Origin of the sequence: Cobetia sp. QF-1 (genome assembly GCF_002213105.1) — a bacterium.
Classification (GTDB): Bacteria; Pseudomonadota; Gammaproteobacteria; order Pseudomonadales; family Halomonadaceae; genus Cobetia; species Cobetia crustatorum.
The window spans coordinates 45,236-68,611 of record NZ_NBVS01000010.1 but is presented as its reverse complement, the minus strand read 5'-3'; the positions used below and the strand labels follow the sequence as shown (position 1 = coordinate 68,611).

Genomic DNA, 23,376 nt, shown 5'->3' with positions numbered 1-23,376 from the left:
AGGCAGGAAGTCCAGCTTCTCACAACGCACAACGCACAACGCCCGCCGAAGGCGGGCGTTGAACAGATTCATTGGCAACTATCTGAGGAGTGAAAGAAGGCGCAGAAGAGAACAATGCACCCTGCCTCAAAACAATCGCAGCACTTCCAGGTAACGAATCACCACACCGCCAAGCATTACGAGAATACCGAAGCGTTGCAGACGGAATTCAATAGAGGTCAACGCCAGTTTGCGAGACCAGAACATCAATACACCGCGTACATCCTGCGTACGACGGATGTAATGGCTGTAGGAAAACAGCACAATGGCAAGACCGAGAATCAAAAGCGTGTTGGTCGCGATCAGCATGTCGCACCTCGTGGGCAAGAACCCTAAGTCGTCAATAAAGGCATCAGACATCTGAGGCCTTATCTGAAACCGGGCTTCGAGCACATGCCCGAAACCCGGTGGCCACCACCTGGCGCAGTGATGGCAATCCTGAGATGCCAAAGCATTCTCAGGCCTGACTGAAACTGACTGACAGCAGGTCCGTGTCGCGGGTGGCCTCTGCACACTGTCGCCGCTTCGTTATGATTATCAAGACTGCTCGGTGTTGCATCCTGCATGGCTGGCCGCGTTGCTGGCCTGATCGTGCACTGGCGTGTAATTCGGATCAACCTCACCCTCTTCAATGGGTGCGTTGTATAGCCTCAGTGTGGCCAAACCAACCATTTGTAGCCATTGGACATTCCGGCAACAGACCTTGGGTTAATATCCAAGAGGCTTATGCCAGCCCCTCCCGGGTTTTCATCGATGGCGCTGATAGCATCAGTCGCTGTGCTATCAACGCGCTGGTGACCGCATCACCCAAGGCGGTGTGCCGTCCGATTACCGGCACACCGAGTGCTTCAGCCATGGAATCAAAACGCAGATCAGGCTGAGACTCTGGCTGCACACGACGGCAACCTTGTAAATAATCACGTGCTAGATCGTGACGCTGATTAGGCAAATCAAACCCCAATCGCGGGCGTAGATGCCGATTGATTACAGCAACATCAAAATCTATACACCAGCCAACCAGAGGACGGTTGCCGATAAACAACAGCAGGCGCTTCAGCGCATCACCCAGAGCCTCACCACCGTGTAGATCAATACCGCGCAGACGATGAATACGAATCGAGTCGCCCTGCAGGCTATTGGGTCGCTGAAGATGTAACGAGAGTGCATCGGATGTTTGGATGCGCCGTGCATCGAAGCGTACCGCGGCTATCGATACCAGCTCGGCGCAGCCAATCTCCAGGCTGGTGGTTTCACAGTCCAGTGCCACTCGCTCTCCTCTTCGCTCATCGCCATGCCAAGGCCTGAACAATTCGGCAAACTCGCCATGTGCATGCCTGCGGCGATCAGTGGCGCGTCGTAACTGCTGAAACATGCAACCTCCTTGGGCCAGATGCCCAGTATCCCACTGGGGTATGACGCCCAGCAGTCGATCAACAAGTCTCTTAATATTCGAGATGGTAACGATGGGTCAGGCGTTGCTTGAAGTCCTTCACTCGACTCAGGGCATCGCGCAACAGATCACGCTCCAGCGATGACAGCGACTGGGTGATGATCAGGTTGGCGCTACCTTCATCGACTTCACGAGCACGACTGTCTGATCGGTGACTCGCGTCCGCCTGAATGCCGCTTGAGCCTGATGTCATCGAAGCTTCATCCAGATGGCGCAGCTGTTGACGCAGGCGTAGCTCAGCAAACAGCGATAGCGACTCGGTAAGGTCTTCACTATCGCGGGCCTCGATACTGCCGTCCGCGACCAGCGCGTCCAATCGAGAAAAGGTATTGGTGGCCATCACGCCACGCTCCAGCGCTATCGTGCGCACACCATGCACAATCGGAAAGATGCCGCCTTTCTTGATATCGATACCATGCCGCGGCGTGCGTAACGAGCCAAACAGTGTCAACGGCGTCGAAAAGCGCAGCGCCGCACGAGCGAAATTCGATAACAACAACTCATCATGGTTAACGTGACGCACCAGATGGCTGCGCAGGCTCTCGACCAGCTCACCATTGCCGCCGCTCGCGCGCGCATCAAAGACGATGGCCAGATTCATCAGCGCTTCGCCGTCTCGTCCCGCACACCAACGGGCGACCTTGCCACGCCAACGTGATTCCGTAGCAACCCAGTCCGGATTGGAGACCATCACATTGCCCGGACATGGTGGGTATCCCAACCGTGCGAGCGCAGCGCTGAAACTTTCCATGACCGCTTCGCACTCAGGCCACTGATCGCCATCGGCCAGAATCAATCCATTGTCCTGATCAGTCTTGAGCAGCTGCTCTGCACGCCCCTCACTACCCATCAGCATCAGACAGCACGATTCTCTCCGCACCTCGGCGACCGTCATCACAAAGGTACGCTCGACAAGGCGCCCATTGAGCGCGCTGAGGAGCGCCATCGCATGACGTAGATGTACGCCCTGCAGCACCAGCGCACGTACCAGCTCAGGTAGACGAGCACTGGCCAGTGCGAGCGCTTCCATATCGCTGGCACGCTCGATCTCCAGACTCACCAGCTGGCTACGATTGGAGAAGAACCCCAGTACATCAGTAAGCTCGATCACACCGACGACCGGTGAATCCGATGCCAGTGACTCCTGTACCACGACCCTCGCGACACGATGCCGCGTCATCTGGACCAACGCTTGAAAGAGGTAGTCCTCGGCCGTCACTGCCACCAACGAAAAACTACCCAAGGGTGCCAGTCGATGCGTCGAGGCGAGCCCTTCCAGCACGAGCGCGTTGAGCAAATCCGTGCGTGTGACAACACCGTAGCGCCCTTCAACCTCAATAATCAGGCTGTCAGCACGTGCTGCCTCCAGCGCCCTCACACCCTCATCTATGCTGCGGTTAGCCGCCATCACCAGTGGCGGTCGCATGCAGTCCATCACGCGAGCCAACATGAAGTCTGTCTGGTCATGGCTCGTTCCCAACCGCGTGTCACGATAAGCGGCCAATAGCCGTGCCTTGTCACGCAGACTGTGCTGAAAGAAGTTGCCAAAATCGGGACTCTCGGCACACAGCTGATGAAAAAGTGCCGCTGGCACCTGATAGCACAGAGTTTCCTGTTCACAAACAAAGCGCGTGCGGCATTCACCGTTGAGCAAGGTCAACGCACCAAAGAGATCTCCCTGGCTGTAATGGCCAATGCGCAGACTCGCCCAGGCATCGCGCCCCTCATGAGCAGCCTGTTTCAACTCTGCAGCATCCGGAAGCGGCGTCTCGGACGCCAGCTCCACTACTTCACCCTTGTAGATGATGTAGACGGCGTCACCTACCGCGCCAGGCGTCAGCGGCTGTGCCAGTGTTTCGAAATAGCGCAGATCAACACTCTCGGCCAACCGCTGGCGGTTACGTGTATCCAGCAGACTGAGCGGGGGTTCATTAAACGGGATATCAACAAGTGTGGCTTGCATGACACGAACTCCACCTATGCCCATCCAGCGCGGCGCTGCACAGGCCACCAAGCCACAAGGCCCCACCTGCATAAGCACGGCGGGGCCTTGGGATACGTTCATGGGCCTGTCTTGTACGAATCACTCTGCATCGCATAGACAGGCCCTGCTACCGTCGATCAGTGATCCACTGATGCCCCTGCCCCGCGTGGGATACGGATATCCTCGACGATGTGCTGGATGTACTCGGGCGGTGGCGGTGTCGCCTTGCAGACCAGCACCGCGACGATGAAGTTGAGTATCATCCCCACAGTACCAATGCCTTCCGGCGAAACACCTAGCAGCCAATGCTCAGCCGTGTTCAGCTCTGGCGAGATGAACTTGAAGAACACGATATAGCTGAAGGTAAAGACCAGGCCGACCAGCATCCCTGCGATCGCACCTTCCTTGTTCATACGCTTGGAGAAGATGCCCAGCAAGATGACGGGGAAGAAGCTCGATGCAGCCAACCCGAAGGCAAAGGCCACGACCTGGGCCACGAACCCGGGCGGATTGATACCGAAATAGCCGGCAATCACGACTGCCACCGCTGCTGCCAGTCGCGCTGCCAACAACTCCTGCTTCTCGGTGATATTCGGCTTGAGCGTCTTCTTCAGGAGGTCATGCGAGATTGCCGACGAGATGACCAGGAGCAACCCGGCCGCTGTCGATAGCGCGGCGGCCACACCACCTGCGGCTACCAGCGCAATCACCCAGGCCGGCAGATTGCCGATTTCAGGGTTGGCCAACACGATGATATCTCGGTCGATATAGACCTCGCTCTCGTTGTCGGTGGGCGCATTGCTCAGCAGACGCTCGCCATACTCTCCGCGTGCTCCCTGACTGGCTGACGCGCCCTCATAGGAGGGTTTGCCGACAAACGGATGACCACCGCGCATCTGGATGATGCCATCACCATTTTTGTCGACCCAGCCGATCAGTCCGGTGTTTTCCCAGTTGTAGAACCATCCCGGCAACTCTTCATAAGCAGTCTCATTGACGGTTTCAATCAGGTTGACGCGAGCAAAAGCCCCCACGGCCGGCGCAGTGGTGTACAGCAGTGCAATGAAGAACAGCGCCCAGCCCGCAGAGATACGCGCATCACGTACTGTCGGAACAGTGAAGAAACGCACGATGACGTGAGGCAGACCTGCAGTACCGCACATCAGCGCAGCAGTAATGAAGAAGACATCAATAGTGGATTTTGAGCCCTCGGTATACTCGCGGAAGCCAAGGTCAGTCACCACCTGATCCAGCTTATGAAGCAAATAGACACCAGTATCGTTGCCCTGTGCATCTACCAATGTGCCGCCAAAGCCGGTTTGCGGAAGTACATGCCCCGTCATCATGATCGACAGGAATACTGCCGGCACCAGGAAGGCAAAAATCAGTACGCAGTACTGGGCGACCTGGGTATAGGTGACGCCTTTCATCCCACCGAGTACGGCATAGAAAAAGACGATCGCCATGCCTATCATCACGCCGACGTTCACATCGACTTCAAGGAAGCGGGCAAACACGATACCGGTACCGCGCATCTGACCTGCCACATAAGTAAAGGAAATGAAGATGACACAGACGACGGCAACAGTACGTGCGACGCTTGAGTAGTAACGATCACCCACAAAATCCGGCACGGTAAACTTGCCGAACTTACGCAGGTAAGGCGCCAGCAACATTGCTAACAGTACATAACCGCCGGTCCAGCCCATTAGATAAACGGAGGCGTCATAACCGGAGTAGGCAATGATCCCTGCCATGGAAATGAAGGAAGCCGCAGACATCCAATCCGCCGCCGTTGCCGCTCCGTTGGCAATAGGATGCACCCCACCCCCGGCGACATAGAATTCCTTGGTAGATCCGGCTCGCGACCAGACCGCGATACCGATATAGAGCGCAAACGAAGCGCCCACAAACAGATACGTCAGTAATTGAACATCCATTGGCGTTGTCCTTGGCGATATCGATCATCTTGTTATTGTGTAAGACGAGACGCGAAATATGCCCTATTGCTCATGCACGTCGAAGCGCTCATCAAGCTTGTTCATTGAGCGGGCGTACATGATGATTAGCGCGAGGAAGAAGTAGATCGCTCCCTGCTGAGCGAACCAGAATCCCAGTTTGAAACCGAAGAAATGAATATTATTGAGCACATCGACCAGCAATATCCCACATCCATAGGACACGACAAACCAGACCACGAGGTACCCCATGATCAGCTTGATATTGGCAGCCCAGTAGGCCTTGGCATTCGCTTCTTTCATGACGAAATTCTCGCGTTGTTATTGTGGTTAGTGACAGATTAGCTAGCACCTTATCGGCACATTGCCGCTAGATGTCACTCACTGTGCTTTTTCTCGGTCGCTTGATATCCCCTGCCATTACCGTTGCTTTTTAAGAAACACGAAGACTCGTAATTGACAGTAGACAAGTCAGGTGATGACTGCAGGCTGACTTTAGTCGCGAGCGTTAGCCATCTCTTCTTTATTACTTGGCAAAGCATATTAATTACAAATATATCAATAAGTTACACTATAACCTAAAGGCGCAATCCCTTGGTCTATTGGCCAAATGAGTAAGCATGAAACCGAGGTCATCCCACACACTACTACTTGAGAGCGTGCCATCCCTTGGTAATCCTTACGTGAAACAAGCGCAATTTTCTGCCTGATATGCTCGAAGGCCCTGTCTCTGACTGATATGCGATGAAGCTGGCAGGCAAATACGAGCAGCTTCAGTGCCTTTGGTGGGATGCAATGCTTGGGCCTCGTGGCACGGCCTGCGTAGAATGGCGCTTCCAGAGAGGAGAGCGACATGTTCCAGGGGTGGTGGCTGATTGCAGTGGCACTCGCATATATTGCGGTGCTGTTCACGATTGCATGGCGCGGGGATCGTAACGCCAAGAAAAACGGGTCACCTAATCGGCGACCAGCGGTCTACAGTCTGGGGCTAGCAGTTTATTGCACCAGCTGGACCTTCTACGGCAGCGTCGGTCAGGCAGCGACCAGCGGCTGGGCCTATCTGAGCATCTTTATCGGGCCGATCCTGACCTGCCTGTTATTCTGGCCGATCCTGTTGAAGATGATTCGTGTCGCCAAGCGACAGAACATCACCTCGATCGCTGACTTCATTGCCTCGCGTTACGGCAAGACACAGTCGCTGGCCGTCTTTGCCTCATTAGTGGCACTCATCGGCACCCTGCCATATATCGCCCTGCAACTTAAGGCCGTTTCCAGCGCCTATCAGGTGCTGACAGACACCAGTGACGTGACGCGTACGCCGTGGCTAGGCGATACCGCCTTCTATGTTGCAGCGATCATGGCGCTGTTCGCGATCCTGTTTGGTACACGCCATACCGATGCCACCGAGCATCACGTAGGTCTGCTGCAGGCCATTGCCTTTGAGTCGCTGATCAAGCTGGTGGCTTTCCTGATACTGGGTTCCTATGTCACCTGGGGAATGTTCGATGGCCTGGGAGATCTGTTCACCAAGGCCGATACCTACCTGGCGCTGCAACAGCAACTGGAAACCCAGACCTTCGGCTCTGGCTTCTGGGCACAGACGCTACTCGCGATGCTGGCCGTCTTCTGTCTACCGCGCCAATTCCATGTCGCGGTCGTCGAGAACACACACCATGGAGATGCACGCCGCGCGCGCTGGCTATTCCCGATCTATCTGATCGCGATTTCCTTCTTTGTCCTGCCCATTGCCGCGGCAGGCCTGACGCTATTCCCGGATGGCTCTGTCTCACCGGATAGCTTCGTGCTCGCCCTGCCCATGGCGGCCGGCCAGACCTGGCTGACACTACTGACCTTCCTTGGTGGCTTCTCGGCCGCGACCGGCATGGTCATCGTCGCCGCTGTCGCCGTCTCGATCATGATCTCCAACGAGATCGTCATTCCACTGCTGTTCAGGCTGCGTTGGTTCGACACCGAAGCCCGTGACTACAGCCATATCGTGCTGCTGGCCCGGCGCCTGACCATCGTGATGATCCTGGGGCTGGCCTACGGCTTCTATCTGCTGATTGCTGAATACAGCACCCTCTCCGCCATTGGCCTACTATCATTTGCCGCCGTGGCCCAGTTCGCACCATCGCTGATCGGTGGCCTGTATTGGAAGCGTGGCAACCGCCTGGGTGTCATTGTTGGTCTGAATGCTGGCTTCGCAGTATGGGCATGGACGCTACTGGTCCCTGCGCTGTCACAAGCTGGACTGATGCCAGCAGAAATGGTCAATCATGGTCCACTCGGAATCGATTGGCTGTCACCGCATGGCCTATTCGGCTTTCCCTTCAGTGACCCGCTAACGCATGGCGTGATGCTGTCACTGGGTCTTAATCTATTCTTCTACATCTTTGTCTCTCAAATGACGCCACAGCGCGTGGTTGAACGCATACAAGCCTCATTGTTCGTCGACAGTGTCGAGACGCGCCAGACCAGCGTCTCACGCCCATGGACCGGCTCCACTTCTGTCTCTGACCTGCGCGTCCTGTGCGAACGCTTCCTGAGCGATGAACAGGTCGAGCGTGCATTTGAGGACTACGGCCGCCGCAGTGGGCAACCGCTGGAACTGCATGCACGTGCATCCATAGACTTGATCCAGTTCACCGAGCGCTTTCTGGCTTCCGTCCTCGGCGCCTCTTCGGCACGTATCGTGGTCAATTCGGCACTCCAGGGTCGTGGCATCGGCATCTCGGACGTCATCTCGATCGTCGATGAAGCCTCACAGGTACTGGAGTTCAACCGCGCACTGCTGCAGGCCACCATCGAGAATATTCATCAGGGCATCAGCGTGGTGGATCAGCACATGCGACTGGTGGTGTGGAACCAACGCTATCTGGACATGTTCCGCTTCCCGGACAATCTGATTCGGGTCGGTGCGCCGATTGACCGTATCTTCCGCTATAACGCCCACAATGGTGAATATGGCCCCGGCGACCCAGAAGAGCACGTCGATCAGCTGCTGGACGCCATTCGTGATGGTGTGCCACATCGCTATGTACGCTACCGCCTGGACGGCAGCGTGATGGAAATTCAGGGTAACCCGATGCCCGGCGGTGGCTTCGTTTATACCTATCAGGACATCACTCAGCAGAAGAGCACCGAAGAAGCGCTGATCCGTTCGGAAAACAATATCCGCATCTATACCGATAACGTGCCAGCGCTGATTGCCTACTTCGACAAAGAATGTCGTTATCTCTTCACTAACCGCGCCTACGAAGCGGTAATGGGGATCGATCGCACCGCCGTCATCGGCGAGCCAGCCGAAGCCGCGATGCCGGAAGACATCTATCGCCAGCGCGCCCCATGGATGACACGTGCACTGGCAGGTGAACGGGTATCGTTTGAAATCTCGCTGGAAGCACCGGAGGGCGGGGTGCGCTACATGCTGGTCACCTATACACCGCACTTCAGCACCAAGGGCAATATTCTCGGCTTCTTTGCGCTCTATCAGGACATTACCGAACGGCGCCTGGCAGAAATTGCGCTCAAGGAAACCAACGAGAATCTGGAAGAGCGCGTCCGTGTGCGTACGCGTGAACTGTCACAGGTCAATGAGGCGTTACGTACCGAGAACCGCGTACGTGCTGAGGCCGAGCAGGCATTGCGTCAGGCCAAGAAGTTGGCGGAAGACGCCAACGCCTCAAAAACTCGCTTCCTCGCCGCTGCCAGCCATGACTTGCTACAGCCCTTGAATGCTGCGCGACTCTTCACCTCCGCGCTCTCGCAGCAGGTCGAGGGCGAGATGAAGACCACCACCAATCACATCGATAACTCACTGCAGGCTGCCGAAGAACTGCTGAGCACTCTGTTGGATATCTCCAAGCTGGATGCCGGCGCATTGGCTCCGCGCCGCAGCGTGTTCCGCCTTTCCGACATTCTCAAACCGCTCAAGGCGGAATTCGAGGTGATGGCAGAAAATCGCGGTTTGGACCTCAAGGTCGTGATGACGCAATTGGCCGTCGATTCCGATGGTCAGATGCTCAGGCGTATCGTCCAGAACTTCCTGTCCAACGCGGTGCGTTATACCCGCCAGGGGCACGTACTTCTGGGTTGTCGTCGTATTGGGGATCGTATCCGTATCGAAGTATGGGATACCGGCCCCGGTATCCCCGAATCCAAGCTGACCGAGATCTTCCAGGAATTCCGCCGCCTCGATCAGACCGAGCGCCACAAGGAAAGCGAGAAGGGGCTCGGCCTTGGATTGTCGATTGCCGAACGCATGAGTCGCGTACTGGACCACCCCATCACGGTACGCAGCTGGGTGGATATCGGCACCGTTTTCGCCGTCAGTGTACCGATCAGCAAGACACTGCCCGCTGCCGAGCATCCTGATGCCATACCGGCTCGCAAACGCGCAGGCAACAAACTGACCGGTTCACGCATCTTGTGTATCGATAATGAGAGTCTGATTCTCGAGGGAATGAAGGCGATGTTGTCCGGCTGGGGCTGTGAAGTGTTCACCGCCACCTCTATTGGGGGAGCTAAATCGGTTATCCGCAATCTGGATGGTGATCCCGATGCCATTCTCGCCGACTATCACCTCGACAATGAGGTCACTGGTTTGATGGCACTGGATGCACTGGATGAGCGCCTGTCCGGCTCGGTACCAGGTGTCGTGATCACCGCTGACCGCACTGATGAGGTCGCCGAGGAAGTGCGGCGTGCCGGCTATCATCTGCTGTTAAAACCGGTTCGACCTGCTGCACTGCGTGCTCTGTTGACGCGTACTCTGCAGGCCAACCGGGCCGAGAAGCATATCAGTAACGGTAGTGACGAAGCGTCGGATGCAACAGGTACCTCCGGCGCAGATGATATTTCGGAGACACCACCAACAGACTAGTCAGTGCACGCACGGCCGTAGCCTTATCGCTGCGGCTATTCCTCTTGATGGCAAGTCACCAACGATAGCCAATATCAGCAGTGGGGAATGACTGCCAGTGAACGCAAAAATCCCGCCCTGTCAGTGACAGGACGGGACGGGATTTTTTCATGCTTTCAGCAACCTGCTGCTGCGGGCCTTACTTCAAGAACGAACCTGGGCTCAGGAGCGAACCTTCGGCGGCTCGACTTCAAGACGCTGGGCCGCGATCACGGCCTGAGTGCGTGAGTGCACACCGAGCTTACGCAGAATGGCAGTCACGTGAGCCTTGATGGTAGCCTCAGAGACACTCAGCTCATAGGCGATCTGCTTGTTGAGCAGACCTTCAGTGAGCATGTTGAGCACGCGGAACTGCTGCGGCGTCAACGAGGCAATTGCCTCGGCAAAGCGTGACTCATCTTCAGTCGAATCGCCCATGGCTTCGGCGATATACGTCGGCAGCCACACCTCACCCTCAAGGATTTCGCCAATCGCTTCGGCAATCACATCAAGGCTTGCGGATTTCGGAATGAAACCGGAGGCTCCGTAATCGATGGCGCGGCGCACCACATAGGGCTCCTCGCTACCGGATACAACAGCCACCGGGATATCCGGAGTCTGGCCACGCAGCTGAATCAAACCAGAGAAGCCATGGGCTCCCGGCATGTGCAGGTCCAACAGGATCAAGTCAGCATCGGGATGGCGGGCAACAGCTTCGTTGGTCGCTTCCATGCTGTCAGCCTCAACGATCTCCGCCTGAGAGGCCACTTGCCTGAGCGCCTGCGTCAGTGCGGCACGAAAAAGCGGATGATCGTCTGCAACGATAAACTTCTGGGCAAAGGCCATTGAGTCTCCTCCAAAACCCCGATGGTGATCATCGTCGACCTTCCTGGCCGACCAACAATCGCCGTTATTTTCTAGCATGTTACCCCATGGAACGCGCGTTTAACAAAGCAGCCCACCATCGGGAGACATACTGATGTTTCGCTCGGGGAACACGAGTATCGCACGGATTGAGGCCCGATGAGCGATCAATCCATGCGCGAGTTCTGACAGCATCCTAGGGATGGCGAATCAGACCACCCTACCCGCAACGCGACTGGCATGCCAGCCGACCAATGCCACACCAGCAATCAGCACAAAGCCGATCAGACTGGCCACATCCGGCACCTCCCCCCACAGCGCCCAACCCGCCAACGCTGAAAAGACGATGGTCAGATAGGAATAAATCGAGACCTCTCCCGCCGGCGCCAATCGATAGGCCGTCGTCATCAGAATCTGGCCACCCGCTGCAAAAAGACCAATCCCTAACAACGCCAATGCTTGCGGGCCGCTCGGCATCACCGGATTCATCAGCATCGGCACCAACGTCACCACGCTCGATACCAGCGAGAAATGTAGCACAATTGTTGCCGAGGCTTCGCGCCCCCTGAGCGCACGAATCAATGTATAGGCCGCACCAGCCAACATCGCCGAACCAAGCCCAATCAATGCTGGCACCAGCGCTTCAGCGCCACCTTCAGCAAAGGCTAACTGGGGCTTGATAACCAGAGCTGCGCCGGTAAAAGCGACTAACATGCCGACAAGTCGCCAGCCACCAAGACGCTCAGCCAGAAACAGCCCTGCAAAAAGGCTGACGAAAAATGGTGACAGCTTGTTGAGGATGGTGGCATCCGCCAGCAGCAGATGGTCAATGGCATAGAAGAAACTCATTACTCCACCAAGCCCGATCAACGAGCGCGCCAGCAACAGCGGCTGATGGTGCCAATGGCCCAGCAAGCGAGCGCCCGCGATGCGCACCATCACCACTGCCACACCGAGACTGATCAGGTTGCGTACAAAGACTTTCTCGAACAGCGGCAGGTCACCGCTTAGTTTGACCATCGCACCCATCAGTGCAAAAGAGATCGCCGACAGGCACATCAGCACCACAGCGCGTGGACGATTTTCACCGTCATCTGTCTGCAAGGAAGCCTGCTGCGAAGAGTCTCCAGACGCTATCTGTGGAGACGCCTCTGAAGGTGTCGAGGGTGCATCGGAATTACCTGCCGCTGCCATGGAGTTACCCTGATAGTGAGTTGAATATGGCTTGAATGTGAAAACCTCACACTCAAGCAGTCACATGCAGTGCCGCGTTAATAAAATCTTGCCCAAAGGTATCATTATCTGCGCTTCAAACTGTCCGTGCACTCCTCAGGAGGCCCTCCTCAACGGCAAACATGTCTTTTAGTGACACTTGACGTTTCTGGTACAAAAAAAGCGTGGGAGCCAGGCTCCCACGCTTCGGTCATGTCATTTCCACTTGCTACAGATCAGCTCACTGACTCAGCGATTAGCACGATGCTCAATCAATTCGTCCACCACGGATGGATCTGCCAGTGTCGAGGTATCACCCAGGCCATCGGTCTCGTTGGCAGCAATCTTGCGCAGAATACGCCGCATGATCTTGCCAGAGCGTGTCTTCGGCAACCCTGGCGCCCACTGAATGACATCCGGCGAGGCAATCGGCCCAATATCCTTGCGTACCCATTGTGTCAGCGCCTTCTTCAGCTCGTCAGTCGGTTCGATGCCGTCATTGAGCGTCACGTAGATATAGATACCCTGCCCTTTGATATCGTGCGGATAGCCAACCACTGCTGCCTCGGCAACCGCTTCATGCGCGACCAGTGAAGACTCGATCTCGGCGGTGCCCATGCGGTGCCCAGAGACATTGAGCACATCATCGACACGCCCGGTGATCCAGTAGTAGCCATCTTCATCACGGCGACAGCCATCACCCGTGAAGTACATGCCGTCATAGGTTGAGAAGTAGGTCTGGATATAGCGCTCGTGATTGCCCCAGATCGAGCGCGCCTGACCTGGCCAACTGTCGAGGATCGCCAGATTCCCTTCGGCGACTCCCTCCAGAATATTGCCCTCGTTGTCGACCAGTGCCGGCTGCACGCCGAAGAACGGGAGCGTCGCAGAACCAGGCTTGAGGTCAGTGGCGCCAGGCAGCGGTGCAATCATGATGCCGCCGGTTTCTGTCTGCCACCATGTATCTACCAGCGGGCAGTTGCCCTTGCCGATCACACGGTGGAACCACTCCCAAGCCTCGGGATTGATCGGCTCGCCCACCGACCCCAACAGTCGCAGACTATCTCGGGAGCTGGAGTCCATCACCGCATCACCATGCGCCATCAAGGCACGTACAGCAGTCGGTGCGGTGTAGAGAATATTCACCTGATGCTTATCGATGATTTCACCGATACGGCCATGAGTCGGATAGCTAGGCACGCCCTCAAACATCAGTGTGGTAGCGCCATTCGCCAGCGGGCCATAGACGATATAGCTATGCCCCGTCACCCAGCCGACATCGGCGGTACACCAGTAGATATCGCCATCGTGATAATCGAATACATAACGATGTGTCATCGCCGCATAAAGCAAATAGCCGCCAGTGGTGTGCTTCAGCCCCTTGGGCGTGCCGGTAGAGCCTGAGGTGTAAAGAATGAACAGTGGGTCCTCTGCCCCCATCGCCTCAGCCGGACACTCACTGGATTGACGATCAACCAGCTCATGGAACCAGCAATCACGGCTACCCCACTGGACATCACCACCTGTGCGCCTTACCACCAAGACGTGATCGACGCAGTCGGTGCCGTCGCGTTCCAGTGCTTCATCAACGTTCTCTTTGAGCGGAACACGCTTGCCACCGCGCAGCGATTCATCAGCAGTAATCACGATGCGTGAACTGGAATCACTGATACGACCCGCCAGCGCATCTGGCGAGAAGCCGCCGAAGACGATCGAGTGCACCGCGCCGATACGAGTACAGGCCAGCATCGCCATCGCAGCCTCAGGAATCATTGGCATATAGAGCGTGACGACATCGCCACGATTGACGCCCAATTCCTTGAGACCATTGGCAAACTGACAGACACGCGCATGCAGCTCGCGATAAGTGATTGACTGGGATTCGTTAGGGTCATCGCCCTCCCAGATAATGGCGACCTGATCGCCACGCGTCGCTAGATGCCGATCGAGACAGTTGTGCGACACGTTGAGCTGTCCATCCTCGAACCAGCGCACATCGACATTGCCGGGGCCAAAATCGGTATTGCGAATGATCGAAGGTGCACGGAACCAGTCCAGCGTCTTGGCCTGCTCGGCCCAGAAGTCGTCGGGAGCCTCTACCGACTGCTTGTACATGGCCTGATAGCCTTCGCGGTCTACCCAGGCACGGGCAGCGACGTCGGATGCGACCGGATGGAGCTTGGCATGTTCGCTCATGATGGTACGACCTCTGACAAGTTGGCGGGCGACGCAGGTATCGACATTGTTATTGTCGGGAGCGGATGGCTTGCATGGCGAGACGCTTGCCATGGCAAAGCTGCCCTATGGAGCATTCATATGCTCTTGAAGACGACACCTTGCGAGTCGATCAAAGTCAGATCCAGCTTAAACCCAAGCATGGGGGGGCTACACACTAGACCTTGGTAGAAAAATTTTTACTAACAATTTCAACTGATTATCAACAAACAGAACCAAGGTCACAGCGACTTTCGGAGGAGGAGAACACGCCTTTGGGAGGAGGAAAACCTGATCTTGCGCGAAAGTAGACCTCAACGGAGGAAGTGAGAAAATAAAAATGGCATGCAAATGGCCTTACGACGATACCAATGGCCCTATCAGCATTTCACCACAGCGGCGACAGCGGTAACGGTGGCCACGGCATGCGTTGGCATGACGCCGATGGCTGAAGTAATGCGGCGCATCGCAGGCGCAACCATAGGCCCACGGCATGGGACTGGCTGCCGAGACATCCATGCGGTGGGTCACCTCAGGCGAGACGCCATAGAGATTCGTCATCACCTGCTGCCACTCCGGGCCATGCGGCTTGACCCGCTGGCCGCTCGCGCGCTCCACCACTTCCATCACCACCCAGTGCGCCACCTCATGAGGGACGGTCTGGGACAGAAAGTGCTGGCGATTCTCGCTGAGCAGCTGCCAGTTAAAGCGTAGCCGTTGACGCGTCGAATCCGCCGTACCCGCAGTACGTCCCTTGAGGCGACAGGAAATGGAAGGCATGCGCAGTGCGGGGAATAACACTCGGGCGCGCGCCAGACAGGCCAGCACCTGGGCCTCTAGCGTGGCATGTAACGACGGGGCCGTTAGTGCTGCCAGCGTAGCCTCATCGGCCAAGGGCAGCGGCGTAGCCGGCGCTTCTCCCAGACAGGCCAGTACATGGCCAGCGGGAAAGCGGTAGCGGCTAACGACAACGCGAGGCGTAGGAGAAGAAGGCATGACACGAACACCAAAGTGCAAGAAAGATAGCTGAACCGAACCGCTCCGGCTCAGGTGTAGACACCGAGCGTCACAAAATACTCAGGCACGGAATGATACACTAACGTCATTCGCAGTTGCCTGAAGGCACTGCCTGACTCCTCCCCTTTGCACACGAGACTTTCCCCCATGGCCGAGCCTGTCCAGACCCAGCCGCTGCTGGATGATGAATCCCTCGATATCCTCGACGAATTCCTCGAATCCGACCTGGTCGGCCCGGAGGCGCTCGACATTATCAGTGCACACGGATTCATGTTGGCGCTAGCCATTGCGCCGCGTGAAGTGCCATCCAGCCTGTGGTTGCCAGAACTGTTCCAGGGTCAGCCGGCCTACGAAAACCCACAACAGGAAGCCGACGTCGTCGCCCTGTTCGAGAAGATGCGCAGCAATGCCATCGAGGCGCTTGAGCACGGCATACTGCCAGAGCTGCTGTTCGAGCTGGATCTTGGCGGCAGCGATCCGGTCGAGACGCCGATTGGCGATTGGTGTGCAGGCTTCATGGAAGGCGTTTTCATGGACGAAGAGGCATGGTTTGGCACACAGGAAGAGTCTGCTGCTGAGCTGCTGCTACCCTTCATGGCCATTTCCGGTGTCTTCGATGATGAAGACGCTGAAATCGGCGAGCTCATTGCTGACCCGATCGGCGCTCAGCGCTTCGTCAACCAGCTACCCGAGTTACTGCTGGATCTGTACCTGTTATATCGCGTGCCGCCGGAAAGCCCCAAGCCGTCACCACGCCGCAAGGGCTCTGCTGTTCCGGGTACCGTTGCACCTGGGGCTGCCGGTATTCCGCGCAGCAAACACGCTGGTAACAAGGCCAGTGGCAAGGGGAATAAAAGCGGCGGAAAAAAGCGTTAAGATTTTGATATTTAGCCATATCTACAAGAACGGGCGGCCTTTAGGGGCCGCCCGTTCTTGCATGTTCGCTCAGATAATTAGCCGTGCGAGACAGAAAACACTCAACGTAAACGCGTCACGAGACTATCAAGGGTGCCATAGCCCCATTCACGACAGCGCTGCAGCCAAGGCCGCTTCAGCCAGGCGGCCTGAGTAATCTCGACGCTATGTGTGAAGTGGTTCTCGAACAACGCCGCCACATCAGCAGCAAAGCGATGGTCCTGCACCTCCTGATTGGCCTCGAGATTCCATTGCAGGCTCCAGTGATCGAAGTTGCACGAGCCAATCGTGACCCAATCATCCGCCAGCGAAAATTTGGCATGCAGAAAGCTTGGCTGGAACTCATGAATACGCACTCCCGCCTTGAGCAATCGCGTGTAGAAGCGCTGACCCGCTGAGCGCACACCGGGATGATCGTGATAATTACCGGCGATCAACAGGCGTACATCGATACCACGCCGTGCAGCACGCCGCAGACGACGTCGCATGCTGTAAGTTGGTACAAAGTAAGGCGTACATATCCATAGCCGCTTGCGGGCACTGCTGGATTGATGCTGCAAAGAGTGTCGAATGGCCTGATAGCGGAAACCATGTCCCCAGACAACGCGTCCACGCATGCCGAGATAGCCATCGACACGGGTCGCGCTGACATTTACACCGCATACCGCCTGACGACTCCCCGGCCCAGCGCTGGCTGGCGAATCCCACACGCGTGCGAAGAGACGCACCCAATCACGTATGCAAGGCCCCTCGACGCGTACCGCCACCTCAGACCAGGCCTCGGCGAACACATCCACGGCACCAAATCCGCCCGTGAATCCGATCTCCCCGTCCACGACCAGCAACTTGCGATGATCACGCGTCAAGTTACCGCTTAACCGCCACCAGCGGAGTGGATTATAGATACGCAACTGAATACCGGCCTCAATCATGATCTGCCGATCTGCCTCATTGAGTCCTAGCGATCCGAAGCCATCCAACAGCACCAGCACATTGACGCCACGTCTGCGGGCCGTACATAGGGCATCAATCAATACGCGACTTAAATGTCCGCTCTCGGCCAGGTAGAGTTCAAGCAGAATCGACTGCCGTGCTTCATCCACTGCCTTGAGCATGCCAGGCAGGAAGCGTGCGCCTTCCGGCAACAAGGTAAAACGATTGCCTGATCGCCACATCCCCAGCATACCCAGCCTCCTGTAACGACAACACCCTGACATGACAACCGAGGTCGGCGTCACCAGACAGAATGCGTATAATGATCAATATCATGCACACGGCTGCGCGCACCAGCCAGACCCTGTAAAAGTACCAGTAAACCCTGATTCATCGCCTCTGACACATTACCTCTGATACCTATCGCGATGCTGTGTCCCTCAGCTGATCGTCTTCGAGCACACCTGCGAGACTCTCCCATGTCGCCAGTCACCCTGCTAGTGCGCCCCTTGCGCAACCTCAGCCGCCGTCTACTGGACAAGTGGGTAGAGTTGCGCGCGGTAGAACCCGACATCAATGCGCTCGATCACAGTGCACTGAATCTCGATCCTGATCTGCCAGTGGTCTACGTCTTCCCTTATCAGGCGCTGTCGGATGAGCTGGTCGTCGAACAACTCTGTGAGGCTCGCGGTCTGCCCTCACCGACGCTGTCCTTGAGCATAGGTGATCTGAGGCTGCATCACTCACGCCTGCGGCTATTGCGTCGCTCACGCAACGACAAGAGCTTGCTCTCACGCCGTTTGGCGCAGCTGATCGAGGCACTGGAAACCGCACCAGATGACGTTGAAGTGCAGCTGGTACCGGTCAGTGTGTTCTGGGGACGCGCACCGGGTAAGGAATTCGGCTTCTGGAAGTTCATCTCAGCTGACAGCTGGCGTGTCACAGGTGTACTGCGGCGTGCAATTGCCATCATTGTGCACGGTCGCTCGGTAGATGTTCACTTTGGTCAGCCGCTGAACCTGCACGAGGTGTTACGCGAAGGCCCCGAGGATAAGGCGCTGGCACGTCGCCGTGTTGCGCGGCTGCTGCGCGTGCATTTCCGTCGTGTGCGCACCCGTCTGCTCGGGCCAGACCTCTCTCATCGCCACACCATGATCCGCAATCTACAAAAGGCTCCCCCCGTACAGGATGTCATCGCCGAGCTAGCGCGTGAGCAGGATCAACGACCAGCACGGCTGGAAAAACGCGCACTGAAATATGGCCGTGAAATCGCCTCGAACATGGGCTATCCGGTTCAGCGCTTCCTGGCACATGCCCTCAAGCGACTGTGGAACAAGCTCTACGATGGCGTTGAGGTGCGCGGCATGTCGCGCGTCAAGGCAATTGCCGGTGACTGCGAGCTAATCTATGTTCCCTGCCACCGCAGCCATATCGACTACCTGCTACTGTCCTACGTGCTGTTTCACGAAGGCTTGATGACACCGCATGTCGCGGCTGGCAAGAATCTCGACATGCCGATCATCGGTCCGATTCTACGGCGCGGCGGTGCCTTCTTCCTGCGCCGTAGCTTCCGTGGCAATCGTCTGTACGGCGCGGTCTTTGATGAATATGTTCACCAGCTGATTACCCGTGGCCACCCGCTGGAATACTTCATCGAAGGTGGACGCTCACGCACTGGCCGTATGCTGCCGCCACGTCCGGGCATGCTGGCGATGACGCTGCGCTCCTTCTTGCGTGATACCCGTCGCGAAGTGGCTTTCGTGCCGGTCTATATCGGTTACGAGAAGGTGTTCGAGAGTGTCAGCTACCAGCGAGAGCTATCAGGAGCGAGCAAGAAGAAAGAGTCGCCGCTGGACCTGTTCCGCGTACTGGGCCAGCTCAAGCAACCCTTCGGCAAGGTCTACCTGAATATCGGTGAGCCACTCAAGTTGGGTGCTTGGCTGGATGAGAGCACACCTGACTGGCAGGCGAGTCGCCATCAACGTCGCCCCGAATGGCTAACGACGGCGGTGCCACAGCTGGGCCACGAGATCGCGACGCGCATCAATGCCGCCGCCGCCCTCAATCCTGTCTCGCTGACAGCGCTGGTGCTGCTCTCCACTGCGCACCATGCGATCGAGGCGAGCCTGATGCAGCGTCAGCTCGCCATGTTGGTACGCCTGGCAAGCAAGCTGCCAGGCCGTCAGGACCATACCCTACCCGATGGCGACCCTCAGGATTGGCTGGCACACTGCCAACACTTGGGATTGATCACCTTGCGCCCACAAAGCCTCGGTGAGCTGGTGATCGCCACGCCAGAGCAGGCCAGCCTGCTGACCTGGTATCGCAATAATGTCCTGCATCTGTTGGCGCTGCCGGCGTTGATCGCCTTCGCTTTCCGCAACAACCCGCAGTTCACGCTCGAGACGCTCTCCGATCAGATCAGCCCCGCCTGGCCGGTGCTGGTACGAGAGCTGTTCGTGCCGGAATCCGCCGACCTGACGGCAGATATCGCCACGACACTGGCATTACTGAGCGAAGAGGGCCTGCTAGAGCATCAACCGGCTACTTGCGACACGCCTGCTCGCTGGTCACGTCCTGTCGCCAGCAAGGAGCCTTCCGAGCAGCTACGCCTACTCGCTCAGCCAGTCCAACCCACGCTGGAGCGCGGCTATCTGTTGCTCGCCGTGTTGTTGCAGCATGGCAGCGGCACACTGGATCGCGAGGCACTGGAGAATCACTCTGGCGCGCTGGCAGAGCGCCTGACGCTATTGTCAGGGCTCAATGCACCAGAGTTCTTCGACAAGCGCCTGTTCAGCGGATTGCTTGATACGTTACTGGAGCTGGACTTCATCTGGCTGGAAGACGGCAGACTGTGCTTCAGCGAAGCGCTTGAGGAGCTGCAACTGCGGGGCCGTGACCTGTTCGACCCCGCGCTACGCCATCGCCTGCAGCATGTGCGCCTGCGCAACAAGGAGACCGAGGGTGAATCTGAGAGTGAGCCTGAGAGCGAGGATAGTCCTGCCAGCGAGTAATGATTGCCCCTTCATCATGCCAGCCAGATAAAAAGACCCCGCTTGCGACTCTCATCGCAAGCGGGGTCTTTAGGTTTCTTAAGGCTTGACGCCGGCCTAGCGCAGCGCCTGCTTCACATAGACATCGTAGCGACTGGTCTTCTCTTCCACCATGTGACTCGGCGCGATGCCGCCAATCGGTTCAGCCTTGCGCGGGCGCTTGACCACTACACGATGCGTGGCGACCTCAAGCGCTGCCGCAAGCAAAGCGGGGGCATCGGCATCATCGCCTGCCAGCGTGCGGAAGACGCGCATCTCCTTCTTCACCAACGCCGACTTGTCCCGGTGCGGATACATAGGATCCAGATGCACCACCTGCGGCGGGTGATCCCACTGCGCGACCAGCTCCCCCAGTTCCTGCGTGGCGTCCCCGTGCAAGGCTTGCATGCGCAACGCTATCTCACGCACCTCCTCGTCCCAGCAGCCCTGCGCCCGCGTCAGTCCATCGACCAGGATCGCTGCAGTGGCCGCAACACGCTCCACCATCAGCACCGGTGCCCCAAGGCTTGCCAGCACGAAGGCATCGCGCCCAAGACCTGCTGTCGCGTCGACAACACTGGGTAGCGCACCACGATTCAGGCCACAGGCGCGGGCAATCAGCTGATTGCGACCGCCACCGAAGCGGCGGCGATGATCGACACGCCCTGCCACGAAATCCACACACAGCGGCTTGCCGTATTCACGCTCATCACCAGCAATCACCAACCGCAGCGCCCCCTGCTCATCCAACTGTACATCCAGCAACAGTGACGGCAGGGCGTCGTCATCACGAATCGCAATGCCGAAGTGGGCGGCCAGTGTCGCAAGCTCCGGACGCGCGTCAACACGAGAGCGAGCAATGGCAATTACGGGGGCCGTGGCATCAAGGGCAACGATAGGGCACATGAAACAGACTCGGTGAGTGACGAAAGAAAAAGATTCAGGCGCTCGGGCACCTTGATGACAGGCTGACAGAAACGCTGACGGCGCCGCAAGTGCGACGCCGTCAGTAGTCAAGCTTACGCCATCCAGCGTAACGCTTACAGCAGCAACATGCCGAACAGCAGGCCACCCAGCAGCAAGCGATAGATCACGAACGGCAACATGCCGATGCTATCGATTGCCTTGAGGAACAACTTGATGCACACCAGTGCCGACAGGAAGGACAGCAGGACACCCAGCGCCACATCAAATAGCTGCGCCTCGGTACCCGTCTCGATCAACTCCAGCCCCTTGAGCCCCCCGGCCGCCAGAATCAGCGGAATCGACAGCAGGAAAGAGAAGCGCGCAGCGCTCTGGCGTTCGAAGCCCAGAATCAGTGCAGCAGTGATGGTGATACCGGAGCGAGACGTACCGGGAATCAGCGCCAGCGCCTGAAACAGGCCAATGATCAGCGCACCTTTCAAGGTCAGCGTCGCCAGATCACGCGTACGTGTCCCCTTGGCATCCGCCCACCACAGCAACAGACCGAACACGATGGTTGTCGTCCCGATCACGGCAATGGAGCGCCCAGCCGTTTCTACCACATCACCGAACAATCCCCCGAAGATGACGGCCGGCAGCGTCGCCAGCAATACTGCCCACCCGAGGCGACTATCTTCCGTCTGACGAGTGGCTAGCGTGCCAGAACCACTGAACTGACCAAACCAGCCACCCAGAATATTGATGACATCCTTGCGAAAGGCCATCACCACGGCGAGCAGCGTACCGATGTGAACTGCGACATCGAAGGCCAACCCTTGATCTGGCCAGCCAAACACCTGAGACGGCAGAATCAGGTGAGCCGAGGACGAGATCGGGAGAAATTCCGTCAGCCCCTGAATGATGGCCAATGCCACCACATGCATGAGTTCCATGAAAAATCCTTTTTAAACATCGGGCCTCAGATAGCCCACACGGACGACAAGAGTGGCGTCACGCTTGATAGAACAGTTTGACAATAAAACCTTGTACCAATCTTATGAGGCGATCAGCGCCACGCGACTTCATTGCGCAGATAAACCGGCTGCGCCTCGACGGCAGGTACGGCCTCACCACGGGCAAACGCCTGTGCTGCCAGCATCACCATGTCCTCGGCATCTGGCTGGGGCTCTGGCAGACGCTGCGCCAGGCTGGCACGCAGCACTTCAGGCAGTTCGTCATGCATGACCAGACCAGAGCCAATCGCCAACCAGTCATGCTCACGCAGGTCTGTCGGTAACTCGAGCAGTCCCGGTGCACAGACTTGCTCTGGCAGCACCTGCTCGATATTCAACTCGCCATCACTGCGCGTCATGACGCGGTAAGCGCCGGTGTAGAGTTCCCCCATGCGAGCATCAAGCATCGGCAACACGAAGCGTGCGTGGTGATGACGATGGGCCTGCAGCGCCAGCGCCTTGAGCGTCGAGACCCCAATGACGGGGCAGTTGAGCCCGAATGCCAGCCCTTGAATAGTGCCGGCAGCGATACGCAGGCCGGTAAAAGAACCTGGCCCGTGGCCGTAGGCCAGTGCGTCAAGGTCATTCAAGGCGACATCAGCCCTCGCGAGGAGCGCCTCAATCATCGGCATCATCAGCTGGGTATGCTGACGAGGGGCCTCACAACGCTCGGCAGTAACAACGCCGTCTTGCCATAGGGCAACGGAACAGGCGGAGGAGGATGCATCAATGGCCAGAAGCGTGGTCATGGGCGGTTCGTCGTCAGAAAAATGTGACGCGATTCTACCTGTCCGCCGTAAGCAGCAAAAGACGCAGGCTGTCCACGGCAGGTGTCGGCAGCGGGCGTCAGTCGTGCCGTACCCCCCGCAGCCACGCTGGAGAGTGAAATACCGCAACTCACGATTTCTTTTTCATACCCCTAAAAGAACGCCCGCAGACAAT

16 protein-coding genes are annotated in these 23,376 nt (G+C 57.3%); 3 read left to right on the top strand and 13 right to left on the bottom strand.

All coding sequences use genetic code 11. The annotated features are described in order from the left end of the window. Positions 1 to 126: 126 nt before the first annotated feature. The 5 genes from CFN46_RS15255 to CFN46_RS15235 all read right to left on the bottom strand — a co-directional run bounded on the left by CFN46_RS15255 (position 127) and on the right by CFN46_RS15235 (position 5,734). Complete coding sequence (locus CFN46_RS15255) at positions 127 to 348, bottom strand: hypothetical protein (protein ID WP_024950816.1); 222 nt, start codon at positions 346 to 348, stop codon at positions 127 to 129. Positions 349 to 763: 415 nt separating this feature from the next. Further along, positions 764 to 1,411 carry a 3'-5' exonuclease gene (locus CFN46_RS15250; protein ID WP_024950817.1) on the bottom strand — a complete coding sequence of 216 codons (648 nt, stop codon included), beginning with the start codon at positions 1,409 to 1,411 and terminating at the stop codon, positions 764 to 766. Positions 1,412 to 1,481: 70 nt separating this feature from the next. After that, positions 1,482 to 3,452 (bottom strand): DUF294 nucleotidyltransferase-like domain-containing protein, encoded by a 1,971-nt coding sequence (locus CFN46_RS15245; RefSeq protein ID WP_088744072.1) that lies wholly within the window; start codon positions 3,450 to 3,452, stop codon positions 1,482 to 1,484. 158 nt (positions 3,453 to 3,610) lie between these two features. Then, complete coding sequence (locus CFN46_RS15240; RefSeq protein ID WP_088744028.1) at positions 3,611 to 5,413, bottom strand: sodium:solute symporter family protein; 1,803 nt, start codon at positions 5,411 to 5,413, stop codon at positions 3,611 to 3,613. Positions 5,414 to 5,476: 63 nt separating this feature from the next. After that, positions 5,477 to 5,734: a DUF4212 domain-containing protein gene (locus CFN46_RS15235; RefSeq protein WP_024950819.1), complete on the bottom strand. Its 258-nt coding sequence runs from the start codon at positions 5,732 to 5,734 to the stop codon at positions 5,477 to 5,479. Positions 5,735 to 6,284: 550 nt separating this feature from the next. Here CFN46_RS15235 and CFN46_RS15230 point away from each other — a divergent pair. Continuing rightward, positions 6,285 to 10,313 (top strand): NahK/ErcS family hybrid sensor histidine kinase/response regulator, encoded by a 4,029-nt coding sequence (locus CFN46_RS15230; protein WP_024950820.1) that lies wholly within the window; start codon positions 6,285 to 6,287, stop codon positions 10,311 to 10,313. A gap of 201 nt (positions 10,314 to 10,514) precedes the next feature. Here the strand turns inward: CFN46_RS15230 and CFN46_RS15225 are convergent, their stop codons facing one another. From CFN46_RS15225 to CFN46_RS15210, 4 genes are all read right to left on the bottom strand, one after another. Further along, the gene (locus CFN46_RS15225; RefSeq protein ID WP_024950821.1) at positions 10,515 to 11,177 is read right to left on the bottom strand and encodes a response regulator transcription factor; all 663 of its coding nucleotides are present in this window, start codon (positions 11,175 to 11,177) and stop codon (positions 10,515 to 10,517) included. 228 nt (positions 11,178 to 11,405) lie between these two features. After that, complete coding sequence (locus CFN46_RS15220; RefSeq protein ID WP_246116605.1) at positions 11,406 to 12,299, bottom strand: DMT family transporter; 894 nt, start codon at positions 12,297 to 12,299, stop codon at positions 11,406 to 11,408. 357 nt (positions 12,300 to 12,656) lie between these two features. Further along, positions 12,657 to 14,603: an acetate--CoA ligase gene (acs, locus tag CFN46_RS15215; RefSeq protein ID WP_024950822.1), complete on the bottom strand. Its 1,947-nt coding sequence runs from the start codon at positions 14,601 to 14,603 to the stop codon at positions 12,657 to 12,659. A gap of 375 nt (positions 14,604 to 14,978) precedes the next feature. Continuing rightward, entirely contained in the window at positions 14,979 to 15,617 is a 639-nt protein-coding gene (locus CFN46_RS15210; protein WP_084487930.1) for a SprT-like domain-containing protein, read from the bottom strand. A 168-nt stretch (positions 15,618 to 15,785) separates the two neighbouring features. On the opposite strand from CFN46_RS15210, the gene CFN46_RS15205 reads away from it, so the two are divergent. Continuing rightward, positions 15,786 to 16,514 (top strand): YecA family protein, encoded by a 729-nt coding sequence (locus CFN46_RS15205; RefSeq protein ID WP_024950824.1) that lies wholly within the window; start codon positions 15,786 to 15,788, stop codon positions 16,512 to 16,514. A gap of 101 nt (positions 16,515 to 16,615) precedes the next feature. On the opposite strand, the gene CFN46_RS15200 is transcribed toward CFN46_RS15205, so the two are convergent. Continuing rightward, entirely contained in the window at positions 16,616 to 17,737 is a 1,122-nt protein-coding gene (locus tag CFN46_RS15200) for a phosphatidylserine/phosphatidylglycerophosphate/cardiolipin synthase family protein (protein ID WP_024950825.1), read from the bottom strand. Positions 17,738 to 17,965: 228 nt separating this feature from the next. Between CFN46_RS15200 and plsB the strand changes: the two genes are divergently transcribed. Beyond that, entirely contained in the window at positions 17,966 to 20,500 is a 2,535-nt protein-coding gene (gene plsB, locus CFN46_RS15195) for a glycerol-3-phosphate 1-O-acyltransferase PlsB (protein WP_024950826.1), read from the top strand. A 96-nt stretch (positions 20,501 to 20,596) separates the two neighbouring features. Here plsB and CFN46_RS15190 read toward each other — a convergent pair whose 3' ends face one another. The 3 genes from CFN46_RS15190 to tsaB all read right to left on the bottom strand — a co-directional run bounded on the left by CFN46_RS15190 (position 20,597) and on the right by tsaB (position 23,183). After that, the gene (locus CFN46_RS15190) at positions 20,597 to 21,424 is read right to left on the bottom strand and encodes a class I SAM-dependent methyltransferase (RefSeq protein ID WP_088744026.1); all 828 of its coding nucleotides are present in this window, start codon (positions 21,422 to 21,424) and stop codon (positions 20,597 to 20,599) included. A 134-nt stretch (positions 21,425 to 21,558) separates the two neighbouring features. Further along, on the bottom strand, positions 21,559 to 22,374 hold the full coding sequence (locus CFN46_RS15185) for an undecaprenyl-diphosphate phosphatase (protein ID WP_024950828.1): 816 nt from the start codon (positions 22,372 to 22,374) through the stop codon (positions 21,559 to 21,561). A 113-nt stretch (positions 22,375 to 22,487) separates the two neighbouring features. Further along, positions 22,488 to 23,183 (bottom strand): tRNA (adenosine(37)-N6)-threonylcarbamoyltransferase complex dimerization subunit type 1 TsaB, encoded by a 696-nt coding sequence (gene tsaB / locus CFN46_RS15180; protein ID WP_035158653.1) that lies wholly within the window; start codon positions 23,181 to 23,183, stop codon positions 22,488 to 22,490. Between the last annotated feature and the right edge of the window lie 193 nt (positions 23,184 to 23,376).

Coding starts and splice junctions, on each gene's coding strand:
- CFN46_RS15255 (WP_024950816.1), bottom strand. CDS start 348: ATGCTGATCGCGACCAACACGCTTTTGATTCTCGGTCTTGCCATTGTG.
- CFN46_RS15250 (WP_024950817.1), bottom strand. CDS start 1,411: ATGTTTCAGCAGTTACGACGCGCCACTGATCGCCGCAGGCATGCACAT.
- CFN46_RS15245 (WP_088744072.1), bottom strand. CDS start 3,452: ATGCAAGCCACACTTGTTGATATCCCGTTTAATGAACCCCCGCTCAGT.
- CFN46_RS15240 (WP_088744028.1), bottom strand. CDS start 5,413: ATGGATGTTCAATTACTGACGTATCTGTTTGTGGGCGCTTCGTTTGCG.
- CFN46_RS15235 (WP_024950819.1), bottom strand. CDS start 5,734: ATGAAAGAAGCGAATGCCAAGGCCTACTGGGCTGCCAATATCAAGCTG.
- CFN46_RS15230 (WP_024950820.1), top strand. CDS start 6,285: ATGTTCCAGGGGTGGTGGCTGATTGCAGTGGCACTCGCATATATTGCG.
- CFN46_RS15225 (WP_024950821.1), bottom strand. CDS start 11,177: ATGGCCTTTGCCCAGAAGTTTATCGTTGCAGACGATCATCCGCTTTTT.
- acs (WP_024950822.1), bottom strand. CDS start 14,603: ATGAGCGAACATGCCAAGCTCCATCCGGTCGCATCCGACGTCGCTGCC.
- CFN46_RS15210 (WP_084487930.1), bottom strand. CDS start 15,617: ATGCCTTCTTCTCCTACGCCTCGCGTTGTCGTTAGCCGCTACCGCTTT.
- CFN46_RS15205 (WP_024950824.1), top strand. CDS start 15,786: ATGGCCGAGCCTGTCCAGACCCAGCCGCTGCTGGATGATGAATCCCTC.
- CFN46_RS15200 (WP_024950825.1), bottom strand. CDS start 17,737: ATGCTGGGGATGTGGCGATCAGGCAATCGTTTTACCTTGTTGCCGGAA.
- plsB (WP_024950826.1), top strand. CDS start 17,966: ATGTCGCCAGTCACCCTGCTAGTGCGCCCCTTGCGCAACCTCAGCCGC.
- CFN46_RS15190 (WP_088744026.1), bottom strand. CDS start 21,424: ATGTGCCCTATCGTTGCCCTTGATGCCACGGCCCCCGTAATTGCCATT.
- CFN46_RS15185 (WP_024950828.1), bottom strand. CDS start 22,374: ATGGAACTCATGCATGTGGTGGCATTGGCCATCATTCAGGGGCTGACG.
- tsaB (WP_035158653.1), bottom strand. CDS start 23,183: ATGACCACGCTTCTGGCCATTGATGCATCCTCCTCCGCCTGTTCCGTT.